The 17,488-nt window shown below is 61.5% G+C and carries 16 protein-coding genes; 14 read left to right on the top strand and 2 right to left on the bottom strand.

All coding sequences use genetic code 11. The features are described 5' to 3' along the window. Positions 1-142: 142 nt before the first annotated feature. A complete protein-coding gene (gene copM, locus R3F72_RS01875) occupies positions 143-550 on the top strand; it encodes a CopM family metallochaperone (RefSeq protein ID WP_087717633.1) in 408 nt (135 codons plus the stop codon). Positions 551-605: 55 nt separating this feature from the next. Here the strand turns inward: copM and R3F72_RS01870 are convergent, their stop codons facing one another. Both R3F72_RS01870 and map read right to left on the bottom strand, forming a co-directional pair. After that, complete coding sequence (locus tag R3F72_RS01870) at positions 606-3,281, bottom strand: [protein-PII] uridylyltransferase (protein WP_332778795.1); 2,676 nt, start codon at positions 3,279-3,281, stop codon at positions 606-608. A gap of 39 nt (positions 3,282-3,320) precedes the next feature. After that, positions 3,321-4,112, bottom strand: coding sequence for a type I methionyl aminopeptidase (map, locus tag R3F72_RS01865; RefSeq protein ID WP_087717635.1), 792 nt, complete (start codon positions 4,110-4,112; stop codon positions 3,321-3,323). 353 nt (positions 4,113-4,465) lie between these two features. On the opposite strand from map, the gene rpsB reads away from it, so the two are divergent. The 13 genes from rpsB to lpxA all read left to right on the top strand — a co-directional run bounded on the left by rpsB (position 4,466) and on the right by lpxA (position 17,485). Continuing rightward, a complete protein-coding gene (gene rpsB / locus R3F72_RS01860; protein WP_071231810.1) occupies positions 4,466-5,206 on the top strand; it encodes a 30S ribosomal protein S2 in 741 nt (246 codons plus the stop codon). Between the two features lie 172 nt (positions 5,207-5,378). After that, on the top strand, positions 5,379-6,248 hold the full coding sequence (gene tsf, locus R3F72_RS01855) for a translation elongation factor Ts (protein ID WP_332778794.1): 870 nt from the start codon (positions 5,379-5,381) through the stop codon (positions 6,246-6,248). A 159-nt stretch (positions 6,249-6,407) separates the two neighbouring features. After that, entirely contained in the window at positions 6,408-7,163 is a 756-nt protein-coding gene (gene pyrH, locus R3F72_RS01850; RefSeq protein ID WP_332778793.1) for a UMP kinase, read from the top strand. A 10-nt stretch (positions 7,164-7,173) separates the two neighbouring features. Then, the gene (frr, locus tag R3F72_RS01845) at positions 7,174-7,731 is read left to right on the top strand and encodes a ribosome recycling factor (protein WP_087717638.1); all 558 of its coding nucleotides are present in this window, start codon (positions 7,174-7,176) and stop codon (positions 7,729-7,731) included. Between the two features lie 63 nt (positions 7,732-7,794). Further along, the gene (uppS, locus tag R3F72_RS01840; RefSeq protein WP_332778792.1) at positions 7,795-8,556 is read left to right on the top strand and encodes a polyprenyl diphosphate synthase; all 762 of its coding nucleotides are present in this window, start codon (positions 7,795-7,797) and stop codon (positions 8,554-8,556) included. Next, a complete protein-coding gene (locus tag R3F72_RS01835) occupies positions 8,549-9,349 on the top strand; it encodes a phosphatidate cytidylyltransferase (RefSeq protein ID WP_332778791.1) in 801 nt (266 codons plus the stop codon). Before uppS ends, R3F72_RS01835 begins: the two co-directional genes overlap by 8 nt. Positions 9,350-9,356: 7 nt before the next feature. Continuing rightward, a complete protein-coding gene (gene ispC / locus R3F72_RS01830) occupies positions 9,357-10,571 on the top strand; it encodes a 1-deoxy-D-xylulose-5-phosphate reductoisomerase (RefSeq protein ID WP_332778790.1) in 1,215 nt (404 codons plus the stop codon). Next, the gene (gene rseP, locus R3F72_RS01825) at positions 10,571-11,926 is read left to right on the top strand and encodes a sigma E protease regulator RseP (protein ID WP_332778827.1); all 1,356 of its coding nucleotides are present in this window, start codon (positions 10,571-10,573) and stop codon (positions 11,924-11,926) included. The genes ispC and rseP overlap by 1 nt, the downstream gene beginning before the upstream one ends. 173 nt (positions 11,927-12,099) lie before the next feature. Further along, complete coding sequence (bamA, locus tag R3F72_RS01820) at positions 12,100-14,436, top strand: outer membrane protein assembly factor BamA (protein ID WP_256960996.1); 2,337 nt, start codon at positions 12,100-12,102, stop codon at positions 14,434-14,436. A gap of 92 nt (positions 14,437-14,528) precedes the next feature. Continuing rightward, the gene (locus tag R3F72_RS01815; protein WP_087717642.1) at positions 14,529-15,032 is read left to right on the top strand and encodes an OmpH family outer membrane protein; all 504 of its coding nucleotides are present in this window, start codon (positions 14,529-14,531) and stop codon (positions 15,030-15,032) included. Between the two features lie 22 nt (positions 15,033-15,054). Further along, complete coding sequence (gene lpxD / locus R3F72_RS01810) at positions 15,055-16,095, top strand: UDP-3-O-(3-hydroxymyristoyl)glucosamine N-acyltransferase (RefSeq protein ID WP_332778789.1); 1,041 nt, start codon at positions 15,055-15,057, stop codon at positions 16,093-16,095. Positions 16,096-16,277: 182 nt separating this feature from the next. After that, a complete protein-coding gene (gene fabZ, locus R3F72_RS01805) occupies positions 16,278-16,721 on the top strand; it encodes a 3-hydroxyacyl-ACP dehydratase FabZ (RefSeq protein WP_071231920.1) in 444 nt (147 codons plus the stop codon). After that, complete coding sequence (gene lpxA / locus R3F72_RS01800) at positions 16,718-17,485, top strand: acyl-ACP--UDP-N-acetylglucosamine O-acyltransferase (protein WP_087717644.1); 768 nt, start codon at positions 16,718-16,720, stop codon at positions 17,483-17,485. The genes fabZ and lpxA overlap by 4 nt, the downstream gene beginning before the upstream one ends. Positions 17,486-17,488: the final 3 nt, after the last annotated feature.

Here is a 17,488-nt window from a genome sequence, read left to right as displayed (position 1 = left end):
GCCGGTTTGCCGCGGGGTCCAGATCGGGAAAACTTGGCTGGCTCGGCCCGGGCGGTGAGATAATCGGAACCGTCAGGTCGCGCTTGACCTGTGAGTTACACCTCGGTGCTAATGTCGCATTTTTCCTGGGGAGAGATAACGAATGATGACTTCAAAGCGCTGGATGGCCGGTATCGTGGCGGCTGGCTCGCTGGTTTTCGCCGTTGGGGGTTTTGCCCAGTCCGGTGGCGGTAGTGGGGACCACCAGGTCCACTCCGGCTCGGATATCCATGCCGACCTCAGCGAGGCCGGCAATGCCTATCGCGAGGCGGCGGCGATCATGCAGCATGACATGGAGCAGGCGAATACCGGCGACCCCGATGTCGACTTTGCCACCGGCATGCTGGCGCATCACAAGGGGGCGGTCGCGATGGCCCAGGTCGAGCTGGAGTATGGCAATGACCCGGAGATGCGGGCACTGGCTCAAAAGATCATCGAGGCCCAGCAGGCAGAAATAGAACAGATGCAGGCGTGGCTGAAAGCCAACGCCGATCCTGCACCGGTCGACTGAGGGTGTTGGTGGCTGCCCCGTGAGCCATGCCTCGGGGCTTCATACGCCTGGCACTTCATACGTCTAGCACTTCGTACAGGCGCTCGCGCAGGCGCGCCTGGGCTTCCGGGTCGGTCAGCGGCTGGCCGCGCTTGTCGGTGATGAAGAAGACGTCCTCGACGCGCTCGCCGAGAGTGGCGATCTTGGCCGCCGACAAGGCGATATCCTGCTCCATGAAGATGCGTCCGACGCGAGCCAGCAGCCCCGGGCGGTCCGGGGCGATCAGCTCCAGTGACGTACGGGCATTGGCGGGGTCCTGCTCGATGATGACCTCGATCGGCACCCGGAAATGCTTCAGCTGTCGCGGGGTATGGCGACTGACGATCTGTGGATAGTCGTCCGGATCGTCGAGCTCCTCGACCAGATGACGGCGGATCGTTTCCAGTCGTCCCGGGTCGCGAATGGCTTCGTCGTCGTCATCCAGCAGGATGAAGGTATTGAGCGTCCAGTCGTCGCTGGACGTGGCGATGCGCGCATCGTGAATCGACAGGCCCAGTTGCTCGATGGCAGCAGCCGTGGCGGCGAACAGGTCATCGGCGGAGCGGGTATGGATGAACAGCTTGGTGCCGCCCTCGGTCATGTCCTCGCTGGGCGCGCTGACCAGGATCAACGGCAGATGATCATCACGATGGGCGAGAATGCCCTGGGTCTGCCAGACGATTTCGCTGGGCGTGTACTGGAGGAAATAGTCCTCGCCGAAGGTTTGCCAGAGTGCGGTGACACGGGCGATATCGGCGCCGACGGCCCGCAGCAGGCCCGACGCTTCCTCGCGGGTTTCGCTGGCCCAGCCCTGGCGATCGACGGTGTTGTCGAGCCCGCGGCGCAGCACGCGACGGGTCTCGATGTAGAGCTGGCGCATCAGCGATGCTCGCCAGCCGTTCCACAGCGTGGGATTGGTGGCGCTGATGTCGGCGACGGTCAATACGTAGAGGTAGTCGAGATGGGTTTCGTCGCGCACCGTACGGGCGAAGGCGTGGATCACGTCCGGGTCGGAGATATCGCGCTTCTGTGCGGTCTTCGACATCAGCAGATGATGCTCCACCAGCCACGCGACCAGGCGCGTATCCCAGTTCGACAGCGCGTGGCGTCGGCAGAATTCGGCGGCATCGACCGCGCCGAGCTCCGAGTGATCGCCGCCGCGGCCCTTGCCGATATCGTGGTAGAGACCGGCGATCCACAACAGTTCGAGCTTGGGCAGCTTCTGAATCACGTCGATCGCGACGGTGTACTCATCGGTGTCCCGCTCGTCACGGAAGCGCTGAAGGAAGCTCAGGAGACGCAGCGTATGCGCGTCGACGGTATAGATGTGAAACAGGTCGTGCTGCATCAGGCCGACGGCTTCGCCGAACTCGGGCAGGTACTTGCCCAGAACCCCGTAGCGGTTCATGCGGGTCAACTGGGTCGGCACATCGCCGCCGCTGCGTAACAGCTCCATGAACAGGCTCTGATGGCGCAGGTCGTCGCGGAAGGCGTCATCGATCAGATGGCGGTGATCGCGAATCTGGCGGATGGTGTCGGCGCGCACGCCTTCGATTTCCGGATGCTGCGCCATCACCAGGAACAGCTCCAGCAACGCGCCGGGGCGGTGGAGAAAGACGTTGGGATGGCGCAGCTGGATGTAGCCGCCTCGAATCTCGAAGCGTGCGTTGATCGGCTTGACCTCGAGCGACTCGCCCGCGTGGAGAATCACCTCGTCAAAATGCTGCAGCAGCATGTCGTTGAGCCCGGCCAGCGCGGTGACATGGCGATAGTAGGCCTTCATGAACTGCTCGACCGCGAGACGCTGCGGCGTGTCGGCGTAGCCGAACAGCTTGGCCAGGGCGCGCTGATGATCGAACAGCAGGCGGTCTTCGGCGCGTTCCGCGATCATGTGCAGTGCATAGCGCACCTGCCACAGAAAGGCCTGGCCCTGACTCAGAATCCGCAGTTCGGCGTCGTTCATGAAGCCTTGGGCGACGACGTCCTCGTAGCGCAGCGGCCCGAAATGGCGCTTGGCCACCCAGCCGATCATCTGGATGTCGCGCAGCCCGCCTGGCGCGCTCTTGAGGTTGGGCTCGAGGTGATACTCGGAGTTGTTGTGCTTGAAGTGGCGGGTAATCTGCTCCTGCCACTTGCCCTCGAAAAACGCGGCCGAGGACCACATGTGCCGGGTCGACAGCCGTTCCCGCATCGCCTCGCGCAGACTTTCCGGCCCCGCCAGCGTCCGGGTTTCCAGGAGGTTGGTGATGACGGTGATGTCGCCTCGGGCCTCGCGTTCGCAGTCGTTGAGCGAGCGTACGCTCTGGCCGATCTCGAGGCCGATGTCCCAGAGGAAGGTAATGAAGCCGGTCAGCGACTCGCGATACGGCGTGTCATCGTCGGTGCCCAGCAGCAACAGCAGGTCGATGTCGGAGTAGGGGTGCAGCTCGCCACGGCCGTAACCGCCGACGGCGAGCAGCGCGACGTTATCGTCCGGCCACTCGAATCGTTCCCAGGCAATTTCGAGCAACCGGTCCAGGCACCAGGCGCGACCGTAGACCAGATCGCGCACGTCGGCACCGGCGCGGAAGCGCTCGTCGAGGCGCTCCCGGATTGTCCTGAGTGCCTGTTTGAACAGCGGGATCGGTTGACGATCCCGCGCCAGCGCCTCGCGAAAGGCCGTTGCATCGAATAGCGTCGGGTCTGGGGGAAAGCGATAGTGATGCAGCAGCATGCGGCATGCGTCTCCGGTGGCGGGGCGTTGGCTGAACGATCAGGACGCCAGGAAGCTGAAGTCTTCGTCGGAACGGGCCGTCAGGACTTCCACGCCGGAGGCGGTAACCAGCAGGGTGTGCTCCCACTGCGCAGACAGGCTCTTGTCCTTGGTCACGGCTGTCCAGCCATCCTTCAATACCTTGGTGCGATAGCCGCCGGCGTTGAGCATCGGCTCGATGGTCAGGCACATGCCTTCGGCGAGTTCGACGTCGGCCTCCGGAGCATAACCGTCGTAGTGCAGCACCTGCGGTTCCTCGTGGAAACCGGCGCCGATGCCGTGGCCGCAGAAGTCGCGCACCACCGAGTAGCCGGCTTTCTCGGCGTGTGCCTGGATGACGCGGGCGATGGTCGATAGCTTGACGCCCGGTCGAACCTCGGCGATACCTTTATATAGGCTCTCCTGGGTGATACGACACAGGCGCTCACCCTGGATCGTATCCCCGATCACGAACATCATGCTGCTGTCGCCGTGATAGCCATCGGGTGTCTTCACGGTAACGTCGATATTCATGATGTCGCCATTCTTGAGCTTCTTGTCGAAGTCCGGAATGCCGTGACAAACCACATGGTTGATCGACGTGCAGATAGACTTGGGGAAGCCGTGATAATTGAGCGAGGCGGAGATCGATCCGAGTTCCTGGACCACGAAGTCATCGCAGAGTTTGTCGAGTTCGCCAGTGCTGACGCCTGCCCGCACATGTGGCGTGATCATTTCCAATACAGCGGCGGCTTGGCGTCCGGCCTCGCGCATTTTCTCGATTTCTTCGGGGGTCTTGCGTGGAATGTTCATGCGCTCTCTCGATGGGGCGGTAGGATTGACGAGTCGTTTCGGGTGTCGGTGAGTGGCTTCCTCTGGCGAGAGGGTTAGACGACCGGCGACTTCATCTTGCGTGCGTTCTATGGTATAAATCCGCGCGCTCGACTGCAATTGCCCGTCTTCAGGGCGCGCAAGCTGGCATGCGATATGCATCATATCGTTGTCATCGCGGTAGTGGGGCAGTAGCGACGAGGGCTTTCCAGCGATTGCCGCGTCATCAAAAACACACACGCACCGACACATGGTCCCGGGTGCCGTGACGGCTTGGCCGAGCGGTCGGATCCATGGGGTGTGTGGAGGCCTAACCCGATTCTTCAGGAGTCATCATGGCACAAGTCAATATGCGTGACCTGCTCAAGGCAGGCGCACACTTCGGTCACCAGACCCGTTACTGGAACCCGAAGATGGGTCAGTACATCTTCGGCGCCCGTAACAAGATCCACATCATCAACCTCGAGCACACGCTGCCGGCACTGCTGGAAGCGACGAGCGTCGTCGAGAAGATGGCCTCTTCCAACAACAAGATCCTGTTCGTCGGCACCAAGCGTTCCGCCAGCAAGATCATCAAGGAAGAAGCCAATCGTGTGGGTCAGCCGTTCGTCAACCATCGTTGGCTCGGCGGTATGTTGACCAACTACAAGACCATTCGTCAGTCGATCAAGCGTCTGCGCGAGCTCGAGACCATGCGCGAAGATGGTACGTTCGAGAAGCTGACCAAGAAAGAAGTCCTGATGGCGACTCGCGAGCAGGACAAGCTCGAGCGCTCCATCGGCGGCATCAAGGACATGGGCGGTCTGCCCGATGCACTGTTCGTGATCGACGTCGACCATGAGCGCATCGCGATCAACGAAGCCAACAAGCTGGGCATTCCGGTGATCGGTGTGGTCGATACCAACTCCAATCCGGACGGCGTCGATTACGTCATCCCGGGTAACGACGACTCCATTCGTGCCATCCAGATCTATGTGCAGGCGATCGCCGATGCCTGCGGCAAGGCGAAGGAAGGCCGTCCCGACGAGTTCGTCGAGGTGAGCGAGACAAGTGAGACGAGCGACGCCGCCCAGTAACGCAAGATGGAAACGGCATCGAATCTGCGCTGAGCATGCTCCCGCAGGGCGGCAGTCGGTTTGCCGATATCGGCGCAGATAAAAGGGGGCTCTATAGCCCCCTTTTTTCACCCGGAGCGGCGCTCGCGTGGCGCCGCTCGTCAGACGAAACAGCGATTCTCAGGGGTAGAACATGGCAGCTATCAGCGCTTCTCTAGTCAAGGAACTGCGTGAGCGTACCGGTCTCGGCATGATGGAGTGCAAGAAGGCACTGACCGAAGCCGACGGTGATATCGAGCGTGCGATCGAAGATCTGCGCAAGAACTCCGGCTTGAAGGCCGCCAAGAAAGCGGGCCGTACCGCCGCTGAAGGTGCGATCCTGACCCAGGTTTCCGAAGACGGCAGCTACGCCGCGATGCTGGAAGTCAATTCGGAGACCGACTTCGTCTCCCGTGATGACAATTTCAAGGGCTTCGCCTCGAAGGTTCTGTCCAAGGTTTTCGAGACCAAGTCCGAAGACATCGCTGCGATCATGGACGGCGAGCTGGAAGATGCTCGCAACCAGCTGGTGCAGAAGATCGGCGAGAACATCTCCGTGCGTCGCGCGGTCGTCGTTGACGCACCGGAAGGCGGCGTCGTCGGTGCCTACGTCCATGGCGACCGTATCGGCGTTCTGACCGTTCTCAAGGGCGGCAACCCGGAAGTGGCCAAGGACGTGTCCATGCACGTGGCCGCGATCAACCCGGTCGTCGCGCGTCCGGAAGACATGCCGCAGGCGCAGCTGGACAGCGAGAAGGCAATCATCCTGGCGCAGCCGGACATGGCAGGCAAGCCGGCGGAAATCGCCGAGAAGATGGTCCAGGGTCGCCTCAAGAAGTACTTGGCCGAGAACAGCCTGACCGAACAGCCGTTCGTCAAGGACCCGAATCAGACCGTCGCGGAATATGCCAAGGCCGCTGGCGGCGAAGTCGTCGGGTTCACGCGCTTCGAGGTCGGTGAGGGCATCGAGAAGGAAGAAGTCGACTTCGCCAAGGAAGTGATGGAACAGGCTCGTCGCAGCTGAGTTTCCTGTAATGCCTGGGGTTGAGAGTCAGGTATCATCGCCTGGTTCCAGCCCCATCGATGGCGTGCGCGAAAGCGCACGCCATCGCGTATCCGGCAGATGAGAAGTTCATCTGTCATGACCTGCCGAAACCGACTCGTCAAACCAGGAGAGAGCGTCATGCCTGAAGTCATCGATCGACCCAACAAGCCCAATGAGCGTGGCGATAAGTCGAAGTACAAGCGCATATTGCTGAAGCTGTCAGGTGAGGCGCTGACCGGTGAGCAGGACTTTGGCATCGATCCCAAGGTGCTCGATCGCATGGCGCTGGAAATCGGCCAACTGGTGGGCATCGGTGTCCAAGTCGGGATCGTGATCGGCGGCGGCAACCTGTTCCGAGGCGCGGCGCTGCATGCGGCGGGCATGGAGCGGGTCACCGGCGATCATATGGGCATGCTGGCCACGGTGATGAACGCGCTGGCGATGCGCGATGCGCTGGAGCGTTCCAACATCCGTTCGCGGGTGATGTCGGCGATTCCCATGAGTGGTGTCGTCGAGCACTATGATCGGCGTACCGCGATTCGCTATCTCACGTCCGGTGACGTGGTCATCTTCTCTGCCGGTACGGGTAACCCGTTCTTTACGACCGACTCTGCCGCCTGCCTGCGAGGCATCGAGATCGACGCCAATGTGGTGGTCAAGGCAACCAAGGTTGATGGTGTCTACGACAAGGATCCGGTCAAGCATCCGGAAGCCGTCAAGTACGAGCGTTTGAGCTACGATGACGTGCTGGACCAGAAGCTTGGCGTAATGGATTTGACCGCCATCTGCCTGGTACGGGACCATGACATGCCGGTTCGCGTCTTCGACATGACCAAGCCTGGGGCGCTGTTGAATCTGGTAGTCGGTGGGCGAGAAGGCACGCTGATTGATTGAGGTTTAGGACATGATCGACGATATCAAGAAAGACGCTAGCGCGCGCATGAAGAAGAGCCTGGAAGCGCTCCAGAACAACTTCCACAAGATCCGCACGGGCCGGGCACACCCGAGCATTCTCGACGCGGTGATGGTCGAGTATTACGGCAGCAACATGCCGATCAATCAGGTCGCCAACGTCACGATCGAAGATGCTCGTACCCTGGCGGTAACGCCTTGGGAGCGGCCGATGGTGCCGAAGGTCGAGAAGGCGATCATGATGGCCGACCTGGGGCTGAACCCTGCCACGGCGGGCAATGTGATCCGGGTTCCGATGCCGCCGTTGACCGAGGAGACACGCCGCAACTATATCAAGCAAGCGCGTGCCGAGGCCGAAAACGCGCGCGTTGCGATCCGTAGCATACGCCGTGACGCCAATGGCGACCTCAAATCGTTGCTCAAGGACAAGGAGATCAACGAAGACGAGGAGCGCCGCGGCGAAGAGGAAATCCAGAAGCTGACCGATAAGCACGTCGCCGACATCGACCGGCTCCTGGAAACCAAGGAACACGATCTGATGCAGGTATGAGGGTCGGGCTGCCCGGGTTCGATAGGGTCCGGGCGCCACTGCCCACCTGTCTTGCGAGCTATCATGACAGACATGCAGTCGCGTGACGTTCAAGCGATGTCGCCGATGCCTCGCCACGTGGCGATCATCATGGACGGCAACAATCGCTGGGCGCGCGCCAGAGGACTTTCCAGCGCGCAAGGACATCGTGCTGGCGTCGAATCGCTGCGTGCGGTCATTCGACGTGCGGCAGAGCAACGTATCGAGACCCTTACGCTCTTCGCCTTTTCAAGTGAAAACTGGCGCCGGCCCTCGGCCGAGGTCAGTGCGCTGATGGAGCTTTTCATGCTGGTGCTCAAGCGCGAGGTGAAAAAGCTTCACGAGAACGACATCCGTCTCAGCATCATTGGTGATCGTCAGCGTTTCTCGTCGTCTCTGCAGAAGTCGATGAGTCGTGCCGAAGCACTGACTCGCGACAATTCGGGGATGCATCTCGTGGTGGCTGCCAATTATGGCGGCCGTTGGGACATCGCTTCCGCAGCACAGCGCCTGGCGCGCAAGGTTGCCGAGGGTGTGATGAGTCCCGATGCCATCGATGAGACGGCGCTGGATCGCGAGATATGCCTGAGTCAGGAGCCGCCGATCGACCTGTGCATTCGCACCAGTGGGGAGCAACGAATCTCTAATTTCCTGTTATGGCAGCTTGCCTACGCGGAGTTCGTCTTCGCGCCGGAGCTATGGCCAGACTTCGACGGCACGGCGTTCGACGCGGCGCTCGAGGCCTTTCAGCAACGTCAGCGCCGTTTCGGCATGAGCCAGCAGCAGATCGAGGCCCAGGGTGCTTAAGCAGCGCATATTGACGGCGCTGGTATTGGCGCCTCTGGCACTCGGTGGCCTGTTCGGGTTGTCGGGGGGCGGCTTTGCGACGTTTACCGCCCTGGTGGTGCTGCTTGGCGCGTGGGAGTGGGCGCGTCTCGCCGGGTTTGACGACGTCAAGCCGCGACTGCTCTACACCGTCGGTCTCGGGCTGTTGCTATCGATTGCCTGGTGGGCGGATTGGATGCTGGATCGTTGGCCACTATGGATCGGCGCCATTGGCTGGTCGATCAACGCCTGGTGGGTTTCGCGCTATCCCCAAAAGACCGAACAGTGGCAGCCGCCGGCGCTGCGCCTTGGCATGGGAGCTTGGGTGCTGTTGCCTTGTTGGGTCGGGCTCTACCAGTTGCGGCAGGACGGTAGCGAGTGGCTGCTGTTCGTACTGCTGCTGGTCTGGGTGGCAGACATCGGTGCGTATTTCTCCGGTCGGCGCTTCGGCCGCCGCAAGCTGGCGCCGCACGTCAGTCCGGGCAAGTCCTGGGAAGGCGTCTACGGTGGCTGGGTAGCCGTGGCGATCCTGGTCTTCATCTACGCCGCGTGGTTCTCGCTCGACAGTCGTCAGACGCTGGCCTTGCTGGCCGTGGCGCTGGTCGTGGCGTTCATTTCCGTCATCGGGGATCTACTCGAAAGCATGCTCAAGCGCTTTCGCGGCCTGAAGGATTCCAGTCATCTGCTACCGGGGCACGGGGGCGTTCTCGATCGTATCGATAGCCTGACCGCTGCCGTTCCGCTCTTCGCTCTGATTCGCCCTTGGCTGGGATAGTACGCTGATGCCCTCATCATCTTCTCGCAAGGTCACCCTGCTGGGTGCAACCGGCTCCATCGGTCGCAGCACGCTGGACGTGATCGCTCGGCATGCCGACCTGTATCAGCTCCATGCGGTGACCGCGCATCGTTCCCGAGAAGCGTTGCTGGAAATCTGTCTGCGCTTCGAGCCGGAACGAGCGGTGATCGGCACGGCCTGCGACGCACAGTGGCTGAGATCCCAGTTGCGAGAGGCCCGCCTCGCTCATATCGATGTCAGTCATGGTGAGGCGGCGCTGCTGGAGGTGTCTCGGGCGCCCGAGGTGGATGTGGTGATGTCGGCGATCGTCGGCGCAGCCGGCCTGTTGCCGACGCTGGCAGCCGTGGAAGCCGGCAAGCGTGTCCTGCTGGCCAACAAGGAAGCGCTGGTGATGTCCGGTGGATTGTTCATGGATGCCGTATCGCGCCACGGCGCCACACTTTTGCCCATCGACTCGGAACATAATGCCATCTACCAGTGTCTTCCTATGCAGCATCGTGGCGGGTTGTCCCGTCACGGCGTGTCGCGGCTACTGTTGACCGCCTCGGGCGGGCCGTTCCGGGAGTGGTCTCGGGAGGCGCTGGAAGCGGTGACGCCGGAGCAGGCCTGCGCCCATCCCAACTGGTCGATGGGTCGCAAGATTTCGGTGGACAGCGCGACCCTGATGAACAAGGGGCTCGAATTGATCGAGGCCTGCTGGCTGTTCGATGCCGAACCCGATCAGGTCGAGGTGGTCGTCCATCCGCAAAGCATCGTTCACTCGATGGTCGGCTATGCCGACGGCTCGGTGCTGGCGCAGATGGGGAATCCGGACATGCGGACACCGATTGCCTATGGGCTGGCGTGGCCGGCGCGAGTCGAAGCCGGGGTCGAGCCTCTCGACCTGTTCGCGGTATCCCGGCTCGATTTCGAGGCGCCGGACGAAGCGCGCTTCCCCTGCCTGCGACTGGCACGAGAGGCCATGACGGCAGGCGGTACCGCGCCGGCGAGCCTCAATGCCGCCAATGAAGTGGCGGTGCAGGCGTTCCTCGATGGAGAGCTCTCTTTCCTGGGTATTGCCCGGCTGGTCCAGGCGACCCTGGAGGCCACCGAGGTGCGCGCGGCCGACTCGCTCGACGTGGTATTGTGCGAGGATGCACGGGCACGGCAGTTGGCCGAGCGTTTGCTGCGTCAGCGGTCTTTCCAGGAGGGGTGGACGTGATGGATACGATCCAGAACGTGCTGGCGGTCATCGTCGTACTCGGACTGCTGATCACGTTTCACGAGTTCGGGCATTTCTGGGTGGCTCGGCGCTGTGGCGTCAAGGTGCTCCGCTTTTCGGTCGGTTTCGGCAAGCCGCTGTGGTCGCGCTTCGATCGGCAGGGTACGGAATATGCCATCGCCGCCATCCCGTTGGGCGGGTACGTCAAGATGCTCGACGAGCGCGAGGGGCCGGTGGCGCCGGAAGAGCTCGGCCAGGCTTTCAATCGCAAGAGCGTCTGGGCCCGGATCGCGATCGTGGCGGCGGGACCGACTGCCAATTTCCTGCTGGCCCTGGTGGCCTACTGGGCGCTGTTCGTCTACGGCTCGACCACGGTAGCGCCGGTGGTCGGCGATGTGGCGCCGGATTCGCTCGCGTTCCAGGGCGGTTTGCGCAGCGGTCAGGAGATCGTCAGCATCGAGGGTCACGAGACGCCATCGTGGAACGAGGTGAATCTGCAACTGATCGCCGCAATCGGCGCCGATGGCGAGCTGCGGTTCACGACTCGTGATCCCTCGGGTGGCGCGACGCGAACGCACGACGTGCCGGTGCAGCGGTGGTTGGTACGTCAGGATCCGCCGCAGCCGATGTCGTCTCTCGGCATTACGCCATGGCGGCCCGAAGTCCCGGCGGTGCTGGGACGCGTGCTCGAGAATAGCCCCGCGAGCCGTGCCGGACTGGAAGCGGGCGATCGGATCGTCAGCGTCGATGGTGAACCGGTTGCCGATTGGGTGGCGTTCGTCGATGTCGTTCGCAGCCATCCTGGTGCCGAGCTTTCCCTGAACGTCGAGCGAGATGGCGCGACACGCAGCGTCACGTTGCGGCCCGAGTCGAGGCAGGCCGAAGATGGCGAGCACATCGGTTACGTTGGTGCCGCATCACAAGCGGTGGAGTGGCCTGAGTCCTATCGCCGGGAGATTCGCTATGGTCCGATCGAGGCGATCGGGCAGGCAGTGACCAAGACGGGCGAGATGACGTGGCTGACAGCGGACTCGATCCGCAAGATGATCGTCGGCTGGATATCGCCTTCGAACCTGTCGGGGCCGATCACCATTGCTCGCATTGCCGGAGATTCGGCACGCAGCGGGGTCGAGACATTCATCGGCTTCCTGGCTTATCTGTCGATCAGCCTGGGGGTTCTGAACCTGTTGCCGATTCCGGTACTCGATGGGGGGCATCTGGCCTATTACCTGATCGAGCTGGTTCGAGGCAAGCCGGTGTCGGAAACCGCCCAGGCGATGGGCCTGCGCGTCGGCGTGGCGCTGGTCGGGTGCCTGATGATGATGGCGCTCTACTTCGATCTGATGCGACTGTGATGACAGGGATTTGATGCGGCGCTAGCGACGGGATGTCGTTGGCGGTCAGTGTCGAGGATGTCGGTGCACGGGAAGACCCCACGTGTGGCAGGCGCGAGCTTGTCAGTCGTAGGGAGAAATGTATAAGGTGCCTGTTCGATACGCGGGCGGACCCCACAGAAGCGATTGATTGCATGAAACTCAAGACCATCGGATTGGCAGGACTACTGCTGGCCAGCTCTCCCGTTGCGCTGGCGGCACCTTTTGAGATTTCGGATATTCGTGTAGAGGGGCTGCAGCGCGTCTCGGCTGCATCCGTTTTCAACGCTTTCCCCGTCAGCGCCGACCAGACGGTCGATGAGCAGAAGCTGGGCGAGGCTGCCCAGCAGCTATTCGACACCGGGCTGTTCGACGACATTCGGCTTTCCCGCGATAACGACGTGCTGATCGTCAACGTGGTCGAGCGGCCATCCATTGCCGAGATCAATATCGAAGGCAACTCGCAGATTTCCGACGATGACCTGCGCACGGGTCTGACCGACGCCGGCCTGGCCGAAAGTCAGGTGCTGCAGCGTTCGACGCTGGAGGAGATGCAGCGCGAACTCGAGCGTCTCTACCAGTCTCAGGGGCGTTACAGCTCGAACATCAAGACCTCGGTCGAACAGCTCGAGCGCAACCGGGTCCGCGTCAATATCGATATCAACGAAGGGGAAGTGGCGAAAATTCGCCAGATCAACGTCGTCGGCAACGAAGCCTACGACGACGACACCCTGAGCGATCTGTTCCAGCTCGAGGACAAGCCGGGCTGGTTCTTCGGCTGGTTCTCCGACGACGAGTATTCCCGCGAAGCCTTGTCCGGCGATCTGGAGACGCTGCGTTCCTGGTACCTCGACCGCGGTTACGTCAACTTCGCGATCAGCTCGACTCAAGTGTCGATCAGTCCGGATAAGTCGCGGATCTTCGTCACCATCAATGTCGATGAAGGCAAGCGCTACAAGCTCGACGAGATCAGCTTCGATGGTGATCTGAAGATCGACGAGTCTACGGCGCGCTCGCTGGTGACGGCCAAGTCGGGTGAATATTTCTCCCAGAGCAAACTGACCGAATCCTCGGAAGCGCTGCGTCAGAAGCTCGGTGCCGAGGGCTTTGCCTTCGCGGATATCCAGGCGGTGCCTACCGTGGACGAGGCGGGCGATACCGTGGATATCACCTTCCGTGTCGATCCCGGCCGCCGTGCGTACGTTCGCCGGATCAACTTCGAAGGCAACACCACGACACAGGACGAAGTGCTGCGTCGTGAAATGACCCAAATGGAAGGGGCACCTGCCTCGACCGATCAGATTTCGCAGTCACGTCAACGTCTCGAGCGGCTCGGTTTTTTCAAGCAGGTCGACGTGGACACCCGGCCGGTGGCCGGCGAGCCGGATCAACTGGACGTAACCTACAACGTTCAGGAGCAGCCGTCGGGCTCCATCTCGGCGAGCGTCGGTTTTTCTCAGACGGCCGGAGTCATCTACGGCGCGGCGCTGTCCCAGAACAACTTTTTGGGGACGGGTAACCGGGTCAATATCGGCGCACAGCGAAGCGACACCTTCACCAACATCAATTTCGGTTTCACCGATCCGTACTGGACGCTCGACGGCATCTCGCGCGGCTATAACGTCTTCTACCGCGAGACCGATTACGAAGATTCCTACATCTCGACCTACTCGACCGACTCCTATGGCGGCAACATCAATTTCGGCTACCCGATCAACGACCTGTCGCGCCTCAACTTCGGTGTCGGGCTCGAGAACCTCTCGATCGATACCTACGACGACACGTCGGCGGAGATCGTCCAGTACACCGATGATCAGGGCGAAGACTTCTTCAACTACAAGCTGACAGCCAGCTGGACCCGCAACAATCTGAACCGCGGGATCATGCCGACGGCGGGCAGCTATCAGCGGGTCTCGCTGGAAGCCGCCATCCCGGGGTCGGATGCGGAGTATTACAAGCTGCGCTACCGTGGCCAGAAGCTGTTCGAACTCAATCCCGACTGGTCGCTCAAGTTCAGCAGCAATCTGGGCTATGCCGATACGCTCGGCTCCAACGATCCTTACCCGTTCTACGAGAACTTCTACTCGGGCGGTCTGGGCTCGGTGCGCGGCTACACCGGCAATACGTTGGGACCGAAGACGACGGAGCGTGGCGATGGCGACGACGATACCCTGGGCGGTAACGTCCTGGTCGAAGGGTCTGCCGAGTTGATCTACCCGTTCCCGTGGATCGAGGACCGCCGGTCCCTGCAGACCAGCATCTTCCTCGATGGCGGTAATACTTACCTGACCGACTGCTACGCCGTCCCGGACGGCTACACGTCGAGCTGCGACAGCGGGGTCAATCTCGATGACCTGCGCTATAGCGTGGGCCTGGGGCTTTCCTGGCTGACGCCGGTCGGACCGCTGACGTTCAGCGTGGCCAAGCCACTGAACGAGAAGGACGGCGACGACCCGCAGGTGTTCCAGTTCTCGCTGGGTCAGACGTTCTAATATCATGCCCTGGATTCACGGCATCCTGGTGGCGTCGTGAGTCCAGACCGATTTTCAGACAGTTGGTCTGTCTAGTTTCAAGGAGATGCCGCATGCGCAAGATAGCAGGAGTTCTCGGGCTCGGTTTGCTGACGATGGTTTCCGTACCGGCGATGGCGACGGAAGTGGGCGTGCTCGATTGGCGTGAAGCGCTGATGTCTTCCAATTCTGCCCAGGCATCGATGAATCAGCTGAAAAACCGTATCAGCGCTCAGCAACAGCAGGCGCAGTCGTTGAGCCAGGAGCTGCAACAGCTGCAGCAGCGTTTGCAGAAGGACGGGGACGTGATGTCCGAGTCCGAGCGCAATTCGGTAACCCAGCAGCTGCGCCAGAAGGGCGGCCAGTTCCAGCAGCTGCGGGGCCAGATTTCCCAGGCGCAGCAGCAGGCCGAACAGCAGTACCTGAAGAGCGCCAAGCCCAAGCTCGACCAGGCGATTCAGCAGGTCGTCGACGAGCGCGATCTGGACATGGTCGTGGATCGTGATGCCGTGGTCTATTCGGGTGACAGCCTCGATATTACCTCCGAAGTCACGCAGATCTTCAATTCGCTCAACTAATGGTTCAAACCGGCGCCCGTTCATGAAGAGAGATGCTTCTACCTCTTACACGCTTGGCGAACTCGCCGAGCGGATCGACGCTCGCGTGGTCGGTGACGCGAACCTGCGTGTCAGCGGGCTGTCGACGCTGACCGATGCCGGCCCGTCGGATCTGGCATTTCTCGCCAATCGGGCTTACCTGAAGTATCTGGCCACGACTCGCGCCGGTGCCGTGCTGGTCAATCCGGCTCATGGCGACAGCTGCCCCTGTCCGCGACTGGAGCTGGACAACCCCTATCTGGGCTACGCCAAGCTGTCGCGGCTGTTCGATCCGCTGGTCAATCAGGTCTCTCGAGGCGTGCATTCGACGGCGGTGGTATCGCCCGAGGCGACCCTGGGCGAGGGTGTCGAGATCGGTGCCCATTGCGTCATCGAAGCCGGCGTCGTCCTTGCTGATGACTGCGTCATCGGCGCAGGGTGCTTCATTGGCGCCGATACCACGATCGGTCGCGGCTCCCGGCTCCATGCCAACGTGACGCTTTATCACGGCGTGATCATCGGCGAGCGTGCCATCCTGCACAGCGGTTGTGTCATCGGCGGTGACGGGTTCGGATTCGCCCACGACGGCAAGCACTGGGAGAAGATCGCTCAACTGGGCGGTGTGACGCTGGGTGACGATGTCGAAGTCGGCAGCTGCTCGAGCATCGATCGCGGGGCGCTGGGCGACACGCAGATTGGCAGCGGGGTCAAGATCGACTCCCAGGTCCAGATTGCCCACAACGTGCAGATCGGCGACCACAGCGCGCTGGCAGGCTGCGTCGGAATCGCCGGTTCCACCAAGGTCGGCCGTCACTGTCTGCTGGGCGGCGGCGTCGGGCTCTCCGGTCATCTGACCCTGGCCGATGGCGTCCAGGTGACCGGCATGAGCTTGGTCACGAACTCGATTCTGGAACCTGGCGTCTATTCCTCCGGCACCGGTTCGATGTCGAATAGTCAGTGGCGAAAAAACGCTGTACGCTTCAAGCAGCTCGACGAAATCGCCAAGCGATTGACCCGTCTCGAGCGCAATATTCGCGACGCCTGAGGGTTCTCTGATGGATCCGGGGAGCCCTCCCGGGCCATCTCGATCACGCCCCCGAAGCTGGCAGTCGTCCGGTGCGCCTGTATAATGCCCGCCCAAATGGGTGAACGCCGTTTTGCCTCCCTGTGCCTGCCCTTGGTCAAAAGTGCAGGGGCAGGCATTTCGTTATTTCAGAGGTTGTATTGATGATCATGGACATCAACCAGATTCGCGAGTATCTACCGCATCGTTATCCGTTTTTACTGGTAGATCGCGTGATGGAGATCACGCTGGGCGAATCGATCGTGGCGTACAAGAACGTCAGCATCAACGAACCTTTCTTCAACGGCCATTTCCCTCATCATCCGATCATGCCCGGTGTGCTGATCATCGAAGCGATGGCGCAGGCTTGTGGCATCCTCGGCTTCAAGACGGTCAACAAGCTGCCGGCCGACGGCTACGTCTATTATCTCGTCGGCAGCGATAACGTACGCTTCAAGCGTCCGGTCATGCCGGGAGACCAACTGCGTCTCGAGGCCAATGTCATCAAGGGCAAGAGAGGCATCTGGAAGTTTGCCTGCCGAGCCACGGTCGATGGCGAATTGGCCTGCGAAGCCGAAATCATCTGTGCCGAGAGGAAAGTCGCTTGATTCATCCCTCCGCCATCGTCGATCCCTCCGCCCGACTGGCCGATGACGTCGAAGTCGGTCCCTTCAGCGTGATCGGACCCGACGTCGAAATCGACGCCGGCTGCGTGATCGGACCGCACGTGGTGATCAAGGGGCCGACTCGAATCGGTAAACGTAACCGGATCTTCCAGTTTTCGTCGGTCGGAGAAGAGTGCCAGGACAAGAAGTACGCTGGTGAAGCGACACGGCTCGAGATGGGCGACGATAACGTCGTTCGCGAGAGCGTGACGATTCACCGCGGCACCATTCAGGATCGCGGCGTGACCACCATCGGTAACCGCAATCTGTTCATGGCGTACTCCCACGTGGGCCATGACTGCCTGATTGGCAGCGATTGCATTCTCGCCAACCAGGCCACGCTGGCCGGCCACGTGACGCTGGGTGACTTCGCCATCATGGGGGGGCTCTCGGCCATTCATCAGTTTGCCCACATGGGTGAGCATGCCATGGCGGGTGGTGGATCGATCATCACCAAGGATATTCCCGCGTTCATCATGGTCAACGGTAACCCTGCCGCGGCGCATGGCCTGAACTCCATTGGCTTGAAGCGTCGCGGTTTCTCGGCGGAAGCGGTGCGGGCGCTGGGCGAATGCTATCGTCTGGTCTACCGCAAGGGGCTGACGCTCGAGCAGGCCATCAGCGAAATGGAGAGCCGCTTCTCGTTCGACGAGACGCGCCGCTTCGTCGATTCGTTGAAAGCCTCCAAACGTGGAATCACCCGTTAGGGT

The organism is Salinicola sp. 4072 (genome assembly GCF_036663415.1).
Taxonomy (GTDB): domain Bacteria; phylum Pseudomonadota; class Gammaproteobacteria; order Pseudomonadales; family Halomonadaceae; genus Salinicola; species Salinicola salarius_A.
The sequence above is the reverse complement of the archived record's forward strand: the minus strand, read 5'-3'. Positions and strand labels throughout refer to the sequence as shown.

Excerpts from the sequence above, each read along its gene's own strand:
- copM (WP_087717633.1), top strand. The coding sequence starts at position 143 with ATGATGACTTCAAAGCGCTGGATGGCCGGTATCGTGGCGGCTGGCTCG.
- R3F72_RS01870 (WP_332778795.1), bottom strand. The coding sequence starts at position 3,281 with ATGCTGCTGCATCACTATCGCTTTCCCCCAGACCCGACGCTATTCGAT.
- map (WP_087717635.1), bottom strand. The coding sequence starts at position 4,112 with ATGAACATTCCACGCAAGACCCCCGAAGAAATCGAGAAAATGCGCGAG.
- rpsB (WP_071231810.1), top strand. The coding sequence starts at position 4,466 with ATGGCACAAGTCAATATGCGTGACCTGCTCAAGGCAGGCGCACACTTC.
- tsf (WP_332778794.1), top strand. The coding sequence starts at position 5,379 with ATGGCAGCTATCAGCGCTTCTCTAGTCAAGGAACTGCGTGAGCGTACC.
- pyrH (WP_332778793.1), top strand. The coding sequence starts at position 6,408 with ATGCCTGAAGTCATCGATCGACCCAACAAGCCCAATGAGCGTGGCGAT.
- frr (WP_087717638.1), top strand. The coding sequence starts at position 7,174 with ATGATCGACGATATCAAGAAAGACGCTAGCGCGCGCATGAAGAAGAGC.
- uppS (WP_332778792.1), top strand. The coding sequence starts at position 7,795 with ATGACAGACATGCAGTCGCGTGACGTTCAAGCGATGTCGCCGATGCCT.
- ispC (WP_332778790.1), top strand. The coding sequence starts at position 9,357 with ATGCCCTCATCATCTTCTCGCAAGGTCACCCTGCTGGGTGCAACCGGC.
- rseP (WP_332778827.1), top strand. The coding sequence starts at position 10,571 with ATGGATACGATCCAGAACGTGCTGGCGGTCATCGTCGTACTCGGACTG.
- bamA (WP_256960996.1), top strand. The coding sequence starts at position 12,100 with ATGAAACTCAAGACCATCGGATTGGCAGGACTACTGCTGGCCAGCTCT.
- R3F72_RS01815 (WP_087717642.1), top strand. The coding sequence starts at position 14,529 with ATGCGCAAGATAGCAGGAGTTCTCGGGCTCGGTTTGCTGACGATGGTT.
- lpxD (WP_332778789.1), top strand. The coding sequence starts at position 15,055 with ATGAAGAGAGATGCTTCTACCTCTTACACGCTTGGCGAACTCGCCGAG.
- fabZ (WP_071231920.1), top strand. The coding sequence starts at position 16,278 with ATGATCATGGACATCAACCAGATTCGCGAGTATCTACCGCATCGTTAT.